The following is a 14,689-nucleotide window of genomic DNA, read 5'->3' as shown; positions in this document are numbered from 1 at the left end:
GCGCCCGAGGGGGACGCCGTGGACGGCACGTACGACGCCGCGCGCGCTCGCCGTACCCCGTGGGGTCGGACCCCTGGGTGCCCGGCCCGGTCGGAGCCGGTGGTGACCGTCCCACGGGGGTGGGCGGTCACCACCGACCGCGGCGCGCCGACGGGGGCGCCGTGACGACGACCGCGGCGGAGACCACCGGCCGGTCGGTCGGCACCGATCTTCCCGACTCGCCACATCCGTCGCCGGAACCAGGGACGCTGGTCCCGCGTCCGTCTCGACGACGAGATGGACGGGCACGGTCGGAGGATCCGGGGGAGGTCGGGATGGGCGCCGTCGGGGGACGACGCGACCGCGACAGTCGGGAGTTCGACGAGTACGTCGCGACGCACTGGCCGCGGCTCGTGCGGGCTGCGGTGCTGCTGGGGTGCACGCCGACCGAGGCGGAGGACGTCGTGCAGACGGCCCTCGTGCGCTGCCTGGTGGCGTGGCGACGGGTGCGGGCGGCCGACGACCGCGACGCCTACGTGCACCGCGTGCTGGTCAACACCTTCGTGTCCTCCCGTCGTCGCCGGTGGCACGGCGAGCGGCCCACCGACCAGCTTCCGGAGCCGCCCGGCGGCTCGGGCGTCGACGCGGGCCACGAGGCCGGCGTCGACGACCGCGACGCCGTCACCCGCGCGCTCGAGAAGCTCTCCGCCGACCAGCGCGCGGTCGTCGTCCTGCGCTACTACGCCCACCTGAGCGAGCAGCAGACCGCCGTCGCCCTGGGCGTGCCCGCGGGCACCGTGAAGAGCCGCCTCTCGCGCGCGCTCAAGGTGCTCGCCTCCGATCCTTCCCTGACCGACCTCCGAGGTGCCCGATGACGTCCGACGAGTCCCGCCTGGCCGCGCTGCTGGAGGGCAGCGGCGACGCCGTGGAGGTGGGCCCCGCGCCGTACGACGCCCTCTGGGAGGGCGCGCGACGCGTACGGCGCACGCGCCAGCGCCGCGTCTTCGCCGGTGCCGTCGCGTCGGTGGCGCTCGCCGTCGGGGTGACGACGGCGCTGGGGCTTCCGGGCGGTGACGACCCGCTGCGCGACCCCGCGCTCGCGCTCGGTCCGTACGGCGACCTGCCGCCGCAGGTGGCGGCGGCCGCGGAGGACAGCCTGCAGCGCGAGGCGGAGGTCGCCGCGTCGCTCGACCTGCCGGCCGACACGGAGCTCGTCGGGTTCGACGGCCTGGCGGTCGCGGTGCCGCAGGGGTGGAGCCGCGACGTGCCGACCGGGTGCGGGACCCCTGACGCGGTCGTGGCGCTCAGCGACGGTGGTGACGTGTGCCGGGCGAGCGTGAACGTCCTCTCGTCCCGTTCGACCGTCGCGACGCTCGATCCCGGGGACGAGGATGTCGAGGAGCTCGCGGGGGACCCGGCAGCCGACGATGCGCTGTCGGGTCTTCCGTCCGACCGCGTCACGCTCGACGGGGCCGAGTTCGCGACCACCGGGGTGCTCTGCGCCGACGACGGGAGCGCCGTCGCGACGGCGACGTGCGAGGTCAGCGTGACGGCGCTCGACCGTGGAGTGACGCTGCGGCTGCGGTCGTCCGCAGAGCCGGCCGAGGCGCGTCGTGAGCTGGAGGACCTGCTCGACGGCGTGCGGGTGCTCGACGACGACCTGACGGCGGTGCCGGTGGGCCCCGGGGCGCCGGTCCTCGGGCTGACGGGGGCGTCGGGTGGCGATGTCGCGCGTCCCGAGTCCCTCCAGGACTCGGCGGAGGGCTCGGTCGATCTCTACTCCGGCTACCTCGCCGAGGGGGAGGCGGCGGCTCTGGCTGAGGGCGCGCCCATGCCCCGCGGGGGCTACAGCCCGAGCGTCGGCGCGACGTCGTACGTCGCGCAGCTCCGGGCCGCCGGACTCGTGCCCCGCGTCGTGGAGGAGCGCGCGGTGCCGGCCGCCGGGGGCGAGCTGATCGGCACCGTTCCCGCCCCCGGGGCCGTCCTGCCGCGCGGCACCGAGGTGGTGCTGCGGGTCGCGGCCGCCCCCACCACGCCAGCGGAGGCAGTACGGACCGAGGCCACCTACGCCCGCCCGGACGGCGGATCGGCCACGGTCGACGACGCCGCTCTGAGGGCCGGCGCGACGGTGCGCGTGCGCGTCGGCGGGACGGTCGCGGTGAGCGGGTACGACGTCCGCGGCTACGCGCGGGCCAACCTCGGTGGCGAGGTCGACGGCAGCGCCGTGCGCGGGGTCGACGACGCTCGTGTCGCCACCTGGCGGGCCGTCGCCCGGGGCACCTCCACGATCACCGTGACGCGCGAGGTGGGTGGCTACTCGTCGGTCGTCGGCACGCTGCGGGTGGAGGTCGTCGGGTGAGGTCGGTACGGCGCTCGCGTCGCAGCCTCGTGGGGCTCGGCATCGTGCTGGTGGCAGGTGTCGCCGTGGCGGGGGTGTCCGCGGTCGTTCCGGGTGGCACCGGCCTGCACGAGGCGTCGCCGGGGGAGCAGGCGATCCGCCTGGTCCAGGACACCATGGACGTGCCGGAGGGCATGACGCTCGTGGGCTACCGCGACCTGGCGGTCACCGTTCCCGAGACCTGGAGCCGGGATGGGGTCCAGTGCGGGACTCCGGCGGAGGACACGGTGGTACGCCCGTTGGGCCCGATCTGTCTGGCGTTGGTGGGCTACCGCAGCGGAATATCCAGTGTCGAGCTCAAGGCGTCCTGGGGCTACTACCCACCGGAGAGCGCACCCCCGACTGAGATCGTCGTCCTCGACGGACGGGAGTTCGAGAGCACCGGCATCGTCTGCCCCGAGACCGACGCGGAGTGGGGGATCAGCCAACCGTGCCGGGTGGAGCTCACCTCGACGACCGACGGCACGACGATCATCCTCTCGTCGTCGCTGACGCCCGAGACGGCAGCCCGCGACCAGCTGGACGAGCTCCTGGCGGGCGTACGGGTGCTCGGCCCCGAGACGACGGTGGTCCCCGGCCAGTTCGACGACCCGGACCCGCTGCGCTCGGTGCTCGAGCTGAGGGACGCCACGGAGTACGCCGACCTCCTCGTCGACGCGGGGCTCGTCCCGCGGATCGAGGAGGTCGACGTGCCGCCCGCCCAGGAGGGCAGCGTCCAGGGGCTGTCACCGGTCCCGGGCTCCGTTCTTCCGCGGGGCACGGAGGTGACCATCTACGCCGCGGCCCCGCCGCAGACCCCGGCCGACGAGATCTCCGTCGATGCGACCTACTCGCGTCCCGACAACGGCACGATGATCTCGGACGAAGAGATCCGTCGCGGCACGACGATCCAGGTCGAGCTCGGTGACTCGATCATCGTCACCGGCCAGAAGCAGCTCGTGGAGGGCACCGAGGAGTACGACGAGGCCGCGGAGAACGGGTTCTCGGACCTCTACGTCCTCCTCGGGGGCACTCTCGACGGCTCGTCCATCGAGGTCGTCGAGAACGACCGCGTGGCGATGTGGCACGCCGTCGAGCTCGGCACGACCGTCCTCACGGTGACCTACGAGAAGGACGGCCGGGCCTACGACGTCGGCACGATCGACGTCGAGGTCATCGGCTGACGCTCCTGCGGGCGTCCGGCTGGTCGACGGTCGGCTAGAACCGCAGCCGGAACCCCCACAGGTCGACGCCGGGCACGGGTGTCCAGTCGTCGGCGGGGTCGCGGTGGAAGCCGAGCGAGAGGTAGAGCTGGTGGGCCGACGTCTGCGTCGGCATCGACGACAGCGCCACCCCCGCCAGGTCGGCCTCCCTCGCCAGCTCGATGCACTGCTCCACCAGCCGGCGGGCGACGCCGCGACGCCGCCCCGACGGGTCGACCGCGAGCATCCGGAACTCGCCCTCGTCGTCGCGGGCGACCTCCCGCCACGAGGAGCCGACCGGGCACCAGGTCACCGAGCCCACGACCAGGGACGAGGAGCCGGACGGGTCCTCGATCTCGGCGACCCAGACCTCGGCGTCCGCCGCGCGGGCCGCGGTGTCCTGCAGCTGCGCGCCGTACGGGTTCCCGGTCTCCACGAAGCCGTCGGTGAGGTACGCGGCGAAGGTCAGCTGCCCGACGCGGGCGAAGTCGTCGTGCGCCGCCCGGCGCACGACGACCTCGCCCTGCAGCACCGACGCCGGAGGTGCGTCGGCCACGTCAGATGCCGAAGGTGTTGCGGGGGTAGGCCGCCTCGACGTCCGTGATGATGTTGACGAGGTAGGGGATGCCGGACGCGAACGCCCGGTCGAGCGCAGGCCCGATCTGCCGGGGGTCGGTGACCGTCTCGCCGCCGCCGCCGAGAGCGGTGACGACCTGGTCGTACGGCGTGCGCGGCGCCAGGTCGGCGACCACGTCGTAGCCGTAGAGCATCTGCATCGGGCCCTTCTCCAGGCCCCACGCCGAGTTGTTGCCCATGACCATCACGACGGGCAGGTCGTGGCGCACGAGGGTGTCGACGTCCATCAGCGAGAACCCGGCGGCGCCGTCGCCCAGGAGCAGGACGACCTGCGACGAGGGCCGGGCGATCCGCGCCGCGATGGCGGCACCGAGACCGGCGCCGAGGCAGCCGTACGGACCGGGGTCGAGCCAGCCGCCGGGGCGCTTCGGCTCGACATACTTGCCCGCGAACGACACGAAGTCGCCGCCGTCGCCGATCACGACCGCGTCCTCCGCCAGGCGCGGCACGAGCTCGCCGTAGATGCGGGCCGGGTGGATCGGGTCGGCCTCGGCGCGGAGCAGCTCGGCGTCGCGGGCGGCGGCCTTCGCCACCGTGTCCTGCAGGCCCGAGACCCAGTGCGACCAGTCCGGCTTGCGGGGCGCCTGCTGCAGCGCGGCCAGCAGGCCGTCGAGCACCAGTGTGAGGTCGCCCGAGATCGAGGCCGTCAGCTCGGCGTGGCCCGCGACCTGGCCGGGGGAGTCGGCCACGTGCACGACCCGTGCCGGGGTCGCGCCCTCCTTGCCGCCGAAGACGCCGTACCCGAGGCGGAAGTCGAGCGGGGTGCCCACCACGACGACGAGGTCGGCGCCGCCCAGGGCCGCGCCGCGCGCCTTCGTGACGAGCAGCGGGTGGCCGCCGGGCACGACCCCGCGGCCCATGCCGTTGGTGATGGCCGGCAGGCCGGCCTCCTCGACGAGCCGCAGTGCGGCGACCTCGGCACGGTCGGCCCACACGTCGGTGCCGAGCACCAGCACCGGGCGCTGAGCCTCGGCGAGCAGCTGCGCGACGGACCGCACGGCCTCGTCGTCGGGGGAGAGCGGCGAGGGCCCGGCGCCCATGGGGGCGGGACCACTGGCGGTGTTGAAGAACTCGTCCATGGGCACGTCGACGAACACCGGCCCGCGGTGCGACGAACCGGCGGAGGTGAACGCCGCGTCGAAGCCGCCCAGCACCTCGCTGGCGAGGTGGAGCGTGCGGGCGTCCTTCGCGACGGGCGCGATGATCGGGGGCTGGTCGAGCTCCTGCAGGCTGCCCGAGCCCCAGCGGTTGGCCGGGGCGCGGCCGCCGACGACCACCATCGGCGAGCCCGCGAACTGGGCCTGCGCGATGGCGCTGATGCCGTTGGTGACGCCGGGACCGGCGGTGAGGACGGCCAGGCCGGGCGTGCGGGTCAGCTTGCCGGTCGCCTCGGCGGCGAACGCCGCGGTCTGCTCGTGGCGTACGTCGAGGAGGCGCATCGGCGGGTCGGCCTTGACCGCCCCGTCGTACATCGGGAAGACGTGCGCCCCCGAGAGCGTGAACATGGTCTCGACGCCGTGGGCCCGCGCGACCGCGACGGCGAGCTCGCCGGCGTGGCCGCTGAGCTCGCCCGGGGCGGAGGTGGTGGAGTCGGGCTCGGCGGGGGGAGCAGCAGGCTCGGACGCAGTCATGTGACCCAGGTTACTCATGGGTCGGACACCGCGTCAGGGGTTGGGCCAGAGGGTCAGGCGGGCGGGGTGCGCAGGCCGGCGTTCGTCTGCCGGAGCGCCTCGACGAGCACGAGCAGCAGGTCGGGCCGCATCTGCGGGGGGCTCGGGGCCAGCGCCAGCTGCAGGTGGAGCGCGCGCAGGAACGACTCCGGGTTGCCCGTCACCAGGTAGGGGTCCTGGCGCTCGCTGGGGTACGCCGTCGCGCGCGCGGCCACGCGTCGTACCCACGGCTCGATCACGGTCAGGGGGAGGACGTTGCGGCGCAGCACCCGCAGCGTGGCCTCCGCGATGCGGTCGGGCTCGCCCGAGACGAGGAGCCGGCTGGTGGGGGCCAGCACGCGGTCGGCCAGCACGTCGAGGAGCACGGTGAGCTCGGGGGCCGCGAGGTGGGGCGACTCGGCGAGCATGCCGATGGCGTCCGCACCGTGCGCCACGGCGTGGGCCCAGCCCTTGCCCTCGACGAAGCCGCGGTCGTCGCGCTCGCGGAGGTACCAGCCCACGAGCCGGTCGCCCCAGTCGAGGATGCGGGAGCCCGACACGAGCAGCCGACGGGTGTCGCGGGCGATGCACTCGCCCAGCAGCAGCGCGGAGAAGCTGCGGCGGAACACGGAGTCGGTCCCGACCTCGCCGATGCCCGTGACGAGCCCGGCGGCGATGCCGTCCCCGAGGCCCGGGAGCAGGTCGTCGTACACCCCGCGGTCGATCCAGGTGGCGAGCGTCGGGTAGGCCGTGCGGTCGCGCTCGCGGGGGTCGGCGGACCCCAGCATGTGGATCAGCTCGGCCGTCAGGTCGTCCAGCGGGCGGTCGGTCGGGACACCGAGACCCGCGTCGATCACCTGCTTCCAGTACGACCCAGCCATGGCCCCCATCCTGCCAGCCGGGCGGGGCCGGTCGCCCGGGTGGTCCCACCCTCCGGAGGGCCGTTCCGAGGCTGCGGAGCGACGTCGCAGGCCAGCGCCCTACGCTGTGCTCCGTGGCGTGGATGAGTGACCTGGTGCGGGACCACACGGAGCTCGACGAGGACGACCTCGCCTGGCTCCAGCTGCTCATGGCCGACTGGCAGATCGTGGCCGACCTGTCCTTCGCCGACCTCGTGATGTGGCTGCCCGACGCCGCCGGCAAGGGGTTCTGGGCGGTCGCCCAGATGCGTCCGACGACCGGGCCGACGGCGCTCGTCGACGACGTCGTGGGCGAGTTCGTGCCCACCGGGCGGCGACCGCTGCTCGACGGCGCCTACCGCCACCGGAAGGTGCTGCGCGAGGGCGACCCGGAGTGGCGCGACGACGTGCCGGTGCGGGTCGAGACGATCCCCGTGCAGCGCGGCGGCCGGGTGATCGCGATCGTGGCCCGCAACACCAACCTGCTCGGCGTGCGCACGCCCAGCCGTCTCGAGCTGTCCTACCTCGAGACCGCCTCGGACCTCACCCGCATGATCGGCCTCGGCCTCTTCCCGGTGGCCGGGCAGCGCAGCGCCGACGCCGACTCCCCGCGGGTGGGCGACGGCTTCGTGCGCGTCGACGTCGCGGGCCGGGTGCTCTACGCCAGCCCCAACGCGCTGTCGGTGTTCCGTCGGCTCGGGCACCGCGGCGACCTCGTGGGCGTCAACCTCGCCGACCTCACGCGCAGCCTCGTGCCGCCGCGGCGCCGCCCCGACGAGGAGACGCTCTCGGCCGTGCTCGGGGGGCGTGCGCACCGCGACACCGAGATCGCGACCGACACCGTCGCGCTCATCCTGCGGTCGATGCCGCTGCGCCCGTACGGCGACCACGTCGGCGCCCTCATCCTGCTGCGCGACGTCACCGACCTGCGTCGCCGCGACCGCGAGCTCGTCACGAAGGACGCGACGATCCGCGAGATCCACCATCGGGTGAAGAACAACCTGCAGACCGTCGCGGCGCTGCTGCGCCTCCAGGCGCGCCGGATCGACGAGCCCGCGGCGCAGGCGGCGCTCGACGAGGCGGTCCGGCGGGTCGGGTCGATCGCCATCGTGCACGAGACGCTGAGCCAGGCCGTCGAGGAGAACGTCGACTTCGACCAGATCGTCGAGCGCCTCAGCCGGATGGTGACCGACGTCGCCGGGGCCGGTCGCATCCGCGTCGAGCGGGAGGGCGGGTTCGGCGTGATCCCGTCGGAGGTGGCGACGCCGCTCGCGATGGTCGTCACCGAGCTGCTGCAGAACGCCGCCGAGCACGGGTTCGGTGCGCTCGACGACCCCGACGCCTCCGGGACGGTCCGCACGCACGCGGAGGTGGTGGACGGCCGGCTGCGGGTGGTCGTCGAGGACGACGGACGGGGGCTGCCGGACGGCTTCGACCTGGGGGAGGGGAGCGGCCTCGGGCTGACGATCGTGCGGACCCTGGTCGAGTCGGAGCTCGGGGGCCGGCTGGAGTACGGCGCGAACCCGCGCGGAGCGGGTTCGCGCTTCGTCGTCGACGTCCCTGTCGACTAGGAGATCAGGAGCGGTGGATCAGGCGGTGCGCACGCGGGCACGGGCGTTGCGGCGCTTGAGGGCGCGGCGCTCGTCCTCGCTCAGGCCGCCCCAGACGCCGTGGTCCTGGCCGGCCTCGAGGGCCCACGCGAGACACTGCTCGCGCACGTCGCAGCGGCGGCACACCTGCTTGGCCTCCTCGATCTGCAGGATCGCCGGGCCGGTGTTGCCGATCGGGAAGAACAGCTCCGGGTCCTCGTCGAGACAGGCAGAGCGGTGACGCCAATCCATGATCGGGTGGGTCCTTTTCGTCAGGGGTGAAGACGCACAGACACGTGCGGCTCGAGAAAATTCATAGCGCCGAGGGCAGCCTTGAGAGGCACGCCCAAACGCGCAGATCCCTACACTGACAACAAGTGGGGTCCGACACAACCCCGAATCCCCGTCTCGTGTGTCACAACCGTTACGTGTACGTCACCTTCCGTCGTACCGGGGAGGTCGGGGAGGCAGCCGTGGGGACGTCTCCTAGCCTTGGCCGGGTGAAGCCCACCGATCCCGTCGGGGGTCCGGCGTCCGACGACGCCGAGCCCGCCGTACCGCCGCCGCTGCCGCGCTCCGTGCTCGTGGCCGCGGGGGCCGTCGGCGCCCAGGCCCTGGTGTTCGTCGGCTACGCCGTCTCCGAGCTGGGGTACGCCGCCTTCGAGCGGTCGGGCACGGCCGTGGCGGTGGCGGCGTTCCTCGGTGCGTACGGGATCGCCCTCGGGTTCGCGATCGCCGGGCTGCTGCGGCGCCGGCTCGCCGCCCGGGCCCCGCTCGTGCTGGGCCAGCTGCTGCACCTCGGCCTCGCGTGGAACATGCGCGACGCGCCGCTCACGTACGTCGCGATCGCCCTCACCGCGGTGTCGTTCGTCGCGCTCGCGGGGCTCTTCGCGCCGGCCACGACCCGGATGCTGCTCGCCGCCGAGGACCCGGACCACCGCTAGACGGGCGGGCCCGGGCTCACGCCGTACGGCGTCGGTTCAGGACTGCTCGTCGAGGCTGGCGCGCAGCTGCTCGAGGGTCCGGGTGAGCAGGCGCGAGACGTGCATCTGCGAGACCCCGATCTCGGCGGCGATCTGCGACTGCGTCATGTTCTTGAAGAAGCGCAGCAGCAGGATCTTCTTCTCGCGCGGCGCCAGCTGGTCGAGGAGCGGCTTGAGCGACTCCCGCACCTCGACGTGCTCGAGGCCCTCGTCCTCGACACCGATGGCGTCGAGCATCGTGGTGGTGCTGTCGTCGTTGTTGTCGGTGGCGTCGAGGGAGAGGGTCGAGTAGGCGTTGCTCGACTCGATGCCCTCGACGATCTCCTCGCTCGAGCAGCCGATGGCCACGGCCAGCTCGCTCACCGTGGGGGAGCGGCCGAGCGTCTGCGTCAGCTCCGCGGTGGTGGAGCTGATCTGCATGCGCAGCTCCTGCAGGCGCCGCGGCACGCGGATCGCCCAGCCCTTGTCGCGGAAGTAGCGCTTGATCTCGCCGATGATCGTCGGGGTCGCGTACGTCGAGAACTCGACGCCGCGCTCGGTGTCGAACCGGTCGATCGACTTGATGAGGCCGATGGTGCCGACCTGCACGAGGTCCTCGAACGGCTCGCCGCGGTTGCGGAAACGGCGCGCGCAGTGCTCGACGAGGGGGAGGTGGAGGTGCACGAGGCCGTCGCGTGCCGTCGTACGGGCGGCGTCGCTCGCGTCGTCCTCGCGGAGCTCGCGGAAGAGCTCGGCGCTGCGGCGGCGTGTGAGCTCGACGCCGGCGGCCCGACGGTCGACCTCCTGCTCGGGCCCTGTCCCGGGTTCAGGGGTGCCGGAGGTCATCTCAGAGGTCGGTTCCCGAGACCACGGTCAGGCGGACGCTGAACGACCCGTCGCCGGTGGTCTCCTCGGCCGAGGTCGCCAGCGTGTTCAGCACCTGCCAGGCGAAGCTCTCGTAGTTCGGCTCGGGGGGCGTGCTCGTCTCGACGCGCACCTCCACCGTCAGCGCCCGCTGGCCCAGGAAGAAGGAGCAGACCATGTCGGTCTCGGGGTCGGCCTCCGGGAGCGCCAGGGCCGTGGCCTCGCCGACGGCGATCCGCAGGTCCTCGATGTCGTCGATCGTGAAGTCGAGACGGGCGGCGAGACCGGCCGCGGTGGTGCGGAGCACGGAGACGTAGGCGCCGTCGGCGGGCAGCCGCAGCTCGACGTCTGCGCGACCGGCGGGAGAGGCGGTCGCAGGACCTGGCTCGGGCATGGGGCCGTCCTTCGTGGAAGTCGCGGAACAACGCAGACCCTAGTGGACCCTCCGGGAGGGAGGGGCCGGGGCCCGGGTGGGCGATACCCGACGGCCCGCCGGGCGAAACTCAGCGGTCGACCACGCTGCCCGGGGCCGGGCGGGGCGTCGTACGGCGGGCGTGCGCCACCGCGAGGACGACGAGCGTCACGACGAGCACCGTCATCACGGTGCTGTGGGTGTGCCTCGCCCAGTCCGGCGTGTCGCCGAGCGACTCGCCGAAGAAGCCCCCGACCGCCCGGGTGGCGAGCGCGCCCCCGACGAGGAGGAGGGCGTGCTCCACGGTCCAGCCGGCGCGTCGCCCCCACCGGTGGAGCCCCACGCCCAGCGCCACGAGCGCCACGCAGAACGGCACCAGCGCCACCCAGACGAGGCTCCAGGACAGCCCCAGCTCGAGGGCGACCCCCGCCGCCAGCAGGAGCCACGGCGACGGCACGCGGCCGGGCGCGGGCTGGCCCGTGGGGCGCCGCACGCGGAAGGCCGCGAGCACGAGGACGCCCGTCACGACGAGGACGCCCACGAGCTGCGGCCCGCTCAGCTGCCAGCCCTCGGTGTCGACGTGGTCGACCAGCACGAGGGCGGCCGCGGCGACGTACGCGACCGAGGCCGCGACGATGCCCCGCGTGCGCAGCCAGGGTTCGGCCCGCCGGCCCGACAGCTCCTCGACCAGGAGGATCGGCGCGGCGAAGCTGAACACGACGTGGCCGAGTACGAAGGCCACCGCGGCGTACGCCGAGAGGTCGAGGCCGGGGACGTACGTCGGGTCCCAGAGCTCCGGCCAGTAGGCGATGCTCCGGTAGTCCTCCGCGAAGACGCTCTGGTCGACCAGCCCCGCCTGGAGGACGCCGAACGCGGCCGCGAGCAGCAGGAGACCCGGCCAGCCGAGCCCGCTGCGGCGTCCGACCTCCCGGATCAGGAGGGCGGGTGCGCCGTACAGCGGAGCGAGGACCAGGAAGCCGGCGAGGAGCGTCCCGAGGTCGCCGGTGGACGTGTCGTAGGCGGAGAGGTACTCCGCGCACACCGGTGCGAGGAGCAGCAGGCCGACGACGGCGACGAACGGGCGGGAGCGGGGCACCTCGTCAGTCGAGCACGCCGGACGAGGGTGCGGACAGCGACGAAAGTCGGTCGGGCGGTGTCGGAGGGTGGATCGCGGGTCTCGGCGAGGCGGTGCGCACGAGAATCGCAGAACAGAGGTGTGAAGGGCCGTATCAGGCCTCCGGGCGGGGTGTTCTCCGGTTTCTGTGCGCACGGGAGGGGCTCGCCCGGTCGCGGTGTCAGCGACAGGCAGGACGGGGCGCGCACACCGCAACCGGAGGGGCTCGTGTGGTCGCGGTGTCAGTGACAGGGCAGACGGGGCGCTGACACCGCGACCCTCCCGAGCCCGCAGCGTCGCCCCGACGGCGCGCGACCTCGGTCCGGACGAGCCCCTCAGTACGCCCCGCGGCGCCCCAGGACGGCGCCCGCCGTACGCAGCAGGATGTGCAGGTCGAGGCCGAGCGACCAGTTGTCGGTGTAGAGCAGGTCGAGCCGCACGGTCTCGCTCCACGAGAGGTCGGAGCGGCCGGAGACCTGCCAGAGGCCCGTGAGGCCCGGCTTCACGGCGAGACGGCGATGGGCGTCGGACTCGTAGCGGGCCACCTCGCAGGGCAGTGCGGGGCGGGGGCCGACCAGCGCCATGTGGCCCCGCAGGACGTTGACGAGCTGGGGCAGCTCGTCCAGCGACCAGCGGCGCAGGATCCGCCCGACGCCGGTCACCCGCGGGTCGCGGTGCACCTTGAAGAGCACGCCCGCCCCCTGGTCGCTCAGCACCAGCGCACCCTGCAGCGTCTCCGCCCCCGGCCGCATGGTGCGGAACTTCAGCATCGTGAAGATCCGGCCGTCACGGCCGACCCGCTCCTGCCGGAAGAGCGCCGGACCCGACGAGTCGATCCGCACCGCGACCGCGAGGAGGGCGAGCAGGGGCGCGAGCACGAGCAGGGCGAGGCCCGCCGCGCCGCGCTCGAGCAGCTCCTTCGTCGCCCGCGCGACACCCGCCGTCGGGCGGTGCCGCACGTGCACGAGGCGGAGCCCGGCGATCTCGGTGACGCGGGTCCGGGTGGCGGCCACGTCGAGCAGGCCGGTGCCGACGAGCAGGGGGGTGCCGCTGCCCTCGAGGGCCCAGCCGAGGCGCTGCAGGTCGCGCCCGGCCACCGACGGACCGGGCAGCACGAGCACGGCCTCGGCCCCGTGGTGCGCCGCCGAGAGAGGTACGGCGCCGAGGCCGTGGGCGACGGGGAGGCCGGTGGGGTGCGGCGTGGTGCGGGCCGGGTCGGTCGAGGTGTCCGCGCCGAGGAGGCAGAGCGCCACCGGCGACCAGGCCGCGTGGCGGTCGTCGAGCCCGGCGAGCAGGTCGTCGACCTGGTCGGCGTGGCCGACCACCACCAGGCGGCGTGACGCGGCCGCGCCCCGGCCGGTCGGCAGCAGCACCGTCAGCACCCCGACGACCGTGAGCGCGGTGACCAGCAGGAGGTGGAGCCGGCTCGCTCCCGCCTGCGGGAGCAGCGCGTCACCCGCCCAGAACGCCAGCCCGAGCAGCGCGCCCGCCCGCAGCGCGCCCACGACGGCGTCGGTCCGGCTCGCCACGGGGTCACCCACCTGACCGACGGCGAGGAGGCACACGGGCCACGCCGCCGCCGCCGCGAGCGCGACGACCGGCGACCCGCCGACGGCGAGGAAGGGCAGGGCGGCGACGAGCGTCGTACCGGCCTGCAGGCCGAGCCGTGCGACCCGGCGCGCACGGTGGCCGAGGCGTCCGTGCGCCGGGTGGGCGGTCGCGGCGGGATCCGATCCCGCCGCGAGGACCGGCGCCGTGACCGGCGCCGCGACCGGGCCCACCGGCGCGGGCGGGCCGGGAGGTCCCGGAGGAGCGAGCGGCGGCAGGCCGGGCGAGGCGCCGGCGCGTCGGCCGGCGAGGGTCGTGGGGCTGGTCATGACACGGTCTCCGGGGTCTCGCTGTCGGGGTGCTGCGCCAGCCAGCCGTCGAGGCGGTCGTCGCGCACGGAGGTCCAGAGCTCGCCGCCGAGCTCGTCGTCCAGGCGGACGACGCTCTGGTCGCCCTCCTGGCCGAACGACGCGACGGGAGCGACGAGGAAGCGGATGTCGGCGCTGCGCAGGTCGCGCAGCGACACGGCGAGCGCGGCGATGGACGCCGCCGACCACTCCTCGTCGACCGACACGTGCGCGAGCACGGTGTCGACGAAGTCGCCGAGGAGCGCGGGGTCGGAGCGCATGCCGGTGCGGAGCAGGTCGGAGAGCACGGTGCGCAGCACGGCCTGCTGGCGTCGGGCGCGGTCGAGGTCGCCGCGGGGGAGGCCGTAGCGCTGACCGACGTAGTCGAGGGCGGCGGCGCCGTCGAGGTGGTGGGTGCCGGCCTCCCAGGTGACGTCGCGGGCGCGGTCGGTGACCGTCTCCGGCACCTCGACCGTGACCCCGCCGGCGGCGTCGGTGAGGGCCGCGAAGCCGTCGCCGTCGACCACCGCGACGTGGTCGACCCGCACGCCGGTGAGGGTCTCGAAGGTCTCGACCGCGAGCGGCACGCCGCCGTACGAGTAGGCGGCGTTGATCTTGGCCGGACCGTGGCCCGGCACCTCGACCCAGGCGTCGCGCGGCAGCGACACCACGGAGACGCCCCGGCGGTCGGCGTCGACGTGCACGAGCATCATCGAGTCGGAGCGCTGGGCGCCGGGCTCCCAGGCGGCCGCGGCGGCGTCCTCGCCGGTGGTCGGCACGTCGGAGCGGCGGTCGGTGCCGAGCACCAGCACGTCGAGCGCCGCGGCGGCGGGCCCGGTGACGGGTGCCGGTCGGTCCTCGAGCCCGGCGAAGGCCCCCTCGATGCGGTCGACCTGCGGCACCAGGGTGCCGGCCCAGGCGACGGCGCCGAACGCGGAGACGACGAGGACGGCGACGCACCCCAGGAGCCAGCCGAGCGCGCGCAGGTCGCGGCTGCGGTCGGTACGGCGCGGGGCCCCGGCGATCACTCCGGCCCCGGCGCTCTCGTCGGCAGGCCCGTGGAGCAGGCGCTCCACCAGCTCGTCCTCCGGCTCGTGCGTCGTGGGCATCG

The 14,689-nt window shown here is 74.5% G+C and carries 14 protein-coding genes; 5 read left to right on the top strand and 9 right to left on the bottom strand.

Going from position 1 to position 14,689, the window contains the following annotated elements; all coding sequences use genetic code 11:
* Positions 1-314 precede the first annotated feature (314 nt).
* The 3 genes from K329_RS0103205 to K329_RS0103195 are packed head-to-tail and all read left to right on the top strand — an operon-like array spanning position 315 to position 3,540.
* Positions 315-854: a SigE family RNA polymerase sigma factor gene (locus K329_RS0103205; RefSeq protein WP_028471924.1), complete on the top strand. Its 540-nt coding sequence runs from the start codon at positions 315-317 to the stop codon at positions 852-854.
* Positions 851-2,338 carry a PASTA domain-containing protein gene (locus tag K329_RS0103200; RefSeq protein ID WP_028471923.1) on the top strand — a complete coding sequence of 496 codons (1,488 nt, stop codon included), beginning with the start codon at positions 851-853 and terminating at the stop codon, positions 2,336-2,338. The genes K329_RS0103205 and K329_RS0103200 overlap by 4 nt, the downstream gene beginning before the upstream one ends.
* Positions 2,335-3,540, top strand: coding sequence for a PASTA domain-containing protein (locus tag K329_RS0103195; RefSeq protein WP_157571537.1), 1,206 nt, complete (start codon positions 2,335-2,337; stop codon positions 3,538-3,540). The genes K329_RS0103200 and K329_RS0103195 overlap by 4 nt, the downstream gene beginning before the upstream one ends.
* 34 nt (positions 3,541-3,574) lie before the next feature.
* Here K329_RS0103195 and K329_RS0103190 read toward each other — a convergent pair whose 3' ends face one another.
* The 3 genes from K329_RS0103190 to K329_RS0103180 are packed head-to-tail and all read right to left on the bottom strand — an operon-like array spanning position 3,575 to position 6,724.
* Entirely contained in the window at positions 3,575-4,114 is a 540-nt protein-coding gene (locus K329_RS0103190) for a GNAT family N-acetyltransferase (protein WP_245596421.1), read from the bottom strand.
* Between the two features lies 1 nt (position 4,115).
* Complete coding sequence (locus tag K329_RS0103185) at positions 4,116-5,825, bottom strand: acetolactate synthase (RefSeq protein ID WP_028471920.1); 1,710 nt, start codon at positions 5,823-5,825, stop codon at positions 4,116-4,118.
* A 53-nt stretch (positions 5,826-5,878) separates the two neighbouring features.
* Positions 5,879-6,724, bottom strand: coding sequence for a DUF2785 domain-containing protein (locus tag K329_RS0103180; RefSeq protein WP_043641931.1), 846 nt, complete (start codon positions 6,722-6,724; stop codon positions 5,879-5,881).
* Positions 6,725-6,846: 122 nt separating this feature from the next.
* Between K329_RS0103180 and K329_RS0103175 the strand changes: the two genes are divergently transcribed.
* Positions 6,847-8,313: a histidine kinase N-terminal domain-containing protein gene (locus K329_RS0103175; RefSeq protein WP_028471918.1), complete on the top strand. Its 1,467-nt coding sequence runs from the start codon at positions 6,847-6,849 to the stop codon at positions 8,311-8,313.
* An 18-nt stretch (positions 8,314-8,331) separates the two neighbouring features.
* Here the strand turns inward: K329_RS0103175 and K329_RS0103170 are convergent, their stop codons facing one another.
* Positions 8,332-8,583 carry a WhiB family transcriptional regulator gene (locus tag K329_RS0103170; RefSeq protein ID WP_027863177.1) on the bottom strand — a complete coding sequence of 84 codons (252 nt, stop codon included), beginning with the start codon at positions 8,581-8,583 and terminating at the stop codon, positions 8,332-8,334.
* 248 nt (positions 8,584-8,831) lie between these two features.
* Between K329_RS0103170 and K329_RS0103165 the strand changes: the two genes are divergently transcribed.
* Positions 8,832-9,275 carry a hypothetical protein gene (locus K329_RS0103165; RefSeq protein WP_028471917.1) on the top strand — a complete coding sequence of 148 codons (444 nt, stop codon included), beginning with the start codon at positions 8,832-8,834 and terminating at the stop codon, positions 9,273-9,275.
* A 36-nt stretch (positions 9,276-9,311) separates the two neighbouring features.
* On the opposite strand, the gene K329_RS24280 is transcribed toward K329_RS0103165, so the two are convergent.
* The 5 genes from K329_RS24280 to K329_RS24265 form a co-directional block, all read right to left on the bottom strand.
* A complete protein-coding gene (locus K329_RS24280) occupies positions 9,312-10,139 on the bottom strand; it encodes an RNA polymerase sigma factor SigF (RefSeq protein WP_052336295.1) in 828 nt (275 codons plus the stop codon).
* A 1-nt stretch (position 10,140) separates the two neighbouring features.
* The gene (locus tag K329_RS0103155; protein ID WP_028471916.1) at positions 10,141-10,551 is read right to left on the bottom strand and encodes an ATP-binding protein; all 411 of its coding nucleotides are present in this window, start codon (positions 10,549-10,551) and stop codon (positions 10,141-10,143) included.
* A 109-nt stretch (positions 10,552-10,660) separates the two neighbouring features.
* Positions 10,661-11,665 (bottom strand): hypothetical protein, encoded by a 1,005-nt coding sequence (locus tag K329_RS24275; protein WP_043641928.1) that lies wholly within the window; start codon positions 11,663-11,665, stop codon positions 10,661-10,663.
* Between the two features lie 353 nt (positions 11,666-12,018).
* Positions 12,019-13,560, bottom strand: a complete 1,542-nt coding sequence (locus K329_RS24270; RefSeq protein ID WP_052336294.1) for an exopolysaccharide biosynthesis polyprenyl glycosylphosphotransferase — start codon at positions 13,558-13,560, stop codon at positions 12,019-12,021.
* Complete coding sequence (locus K329_RS24265; protein WP_052336293.1) at positions 13,557-14,687, bottom strand: LCP family protein; 1,131 nt, start codon at positions 14,685-14,687, stop codon at positions 13,557-13,559. The genes K329_RS24270 and K329_RS24265 overlap by 4 nt, the downstream gene beginning before the upstream one ends.
* Positions 14,688-14,689: the final 2 nt, after the last annotated feature.

The organism is Nocardioides alkalitolerans DSM 16699 (assembly GCF_000426525.1).
GTDB lineage: Bacteria > Actinomycetota > Actinomycetes > Propionibacteriales > Nocardioidaceae > Nocardioides > Nocardioides alkalitolerans.
This window is presented reverse-complemented; position numbering and strand designations above follow the sequence as displayed.

Coding starts and splice junctions, on each gene's coding strand:
- K329_RS24280 (WP_052336295.1), bottom strand. CDS start 10,139: ATGACCTCCGGCACCCCTGAACCCGGGACAGGGCCCGAGCAGGAGGTC.
- K329_RS24265 (WP_052336293.1), bottom strand. CDS start 14,687: ATGCCCACGACGCACGAGCCGGAGGACGAGCTGGTGGAGCGCCTGCTC.
- K329_RS0103185 (WP_028471920.1), bottom strand. CDS start 5,825: ATGACTGCGTCCGAGCCTGCTGCTCCCCCCGCCGAGCCCGACTCCACC.
- K329_RS24270 (WP_052336294.1), bottom strand. CDS start 13,560: ATGACCAGCCCCACGACCCTCGCCGGCCGACGCGCCGGCGCCTCGCCC.
- K329_RS0103180 (WP_043641931.1), bottom strand. CDS start 6,724: ATGGCTGGGTCGTACTGGAAGCAGGTGATCGACGCGGGTCTCGGTGTC.
- K329_RS0103205 (WP_028471924.1), top strand. CDS start 315: ATGGGCGCCGTCGGGGGACGACGCGACCGCGACAGTCGGGAGTTCGAC.
- K329_RS0103170 (WP_027863177.1), bottom strand. CDS start 8,583: ATGGATTGGCGTCACCGCTCTGCCTGTCTCGACGAGGACCCGGAGCTG.
- K329_RS0103175 (WP_028471918.1), top strand. CDS start 6,847: ATGAGTGACCTGGTGCGGGACCACACGGAGCTCGACGAGGACGACCTC.
- K329_RS0103200 (WP_028471923.1), top strand. CDS start 851: ATGACGTCCGACGAGTCCCGCCTGGCCGCGCTGCTGGAGGGCAGCGGC.
- K329_RS0103155 (WP_028471916.1), bottom strand. CDS start 10,551: ATGCCCGAGCCAGGTCCTGCGACCGCCTCTCCCGCCGGTCGCGCAGAC.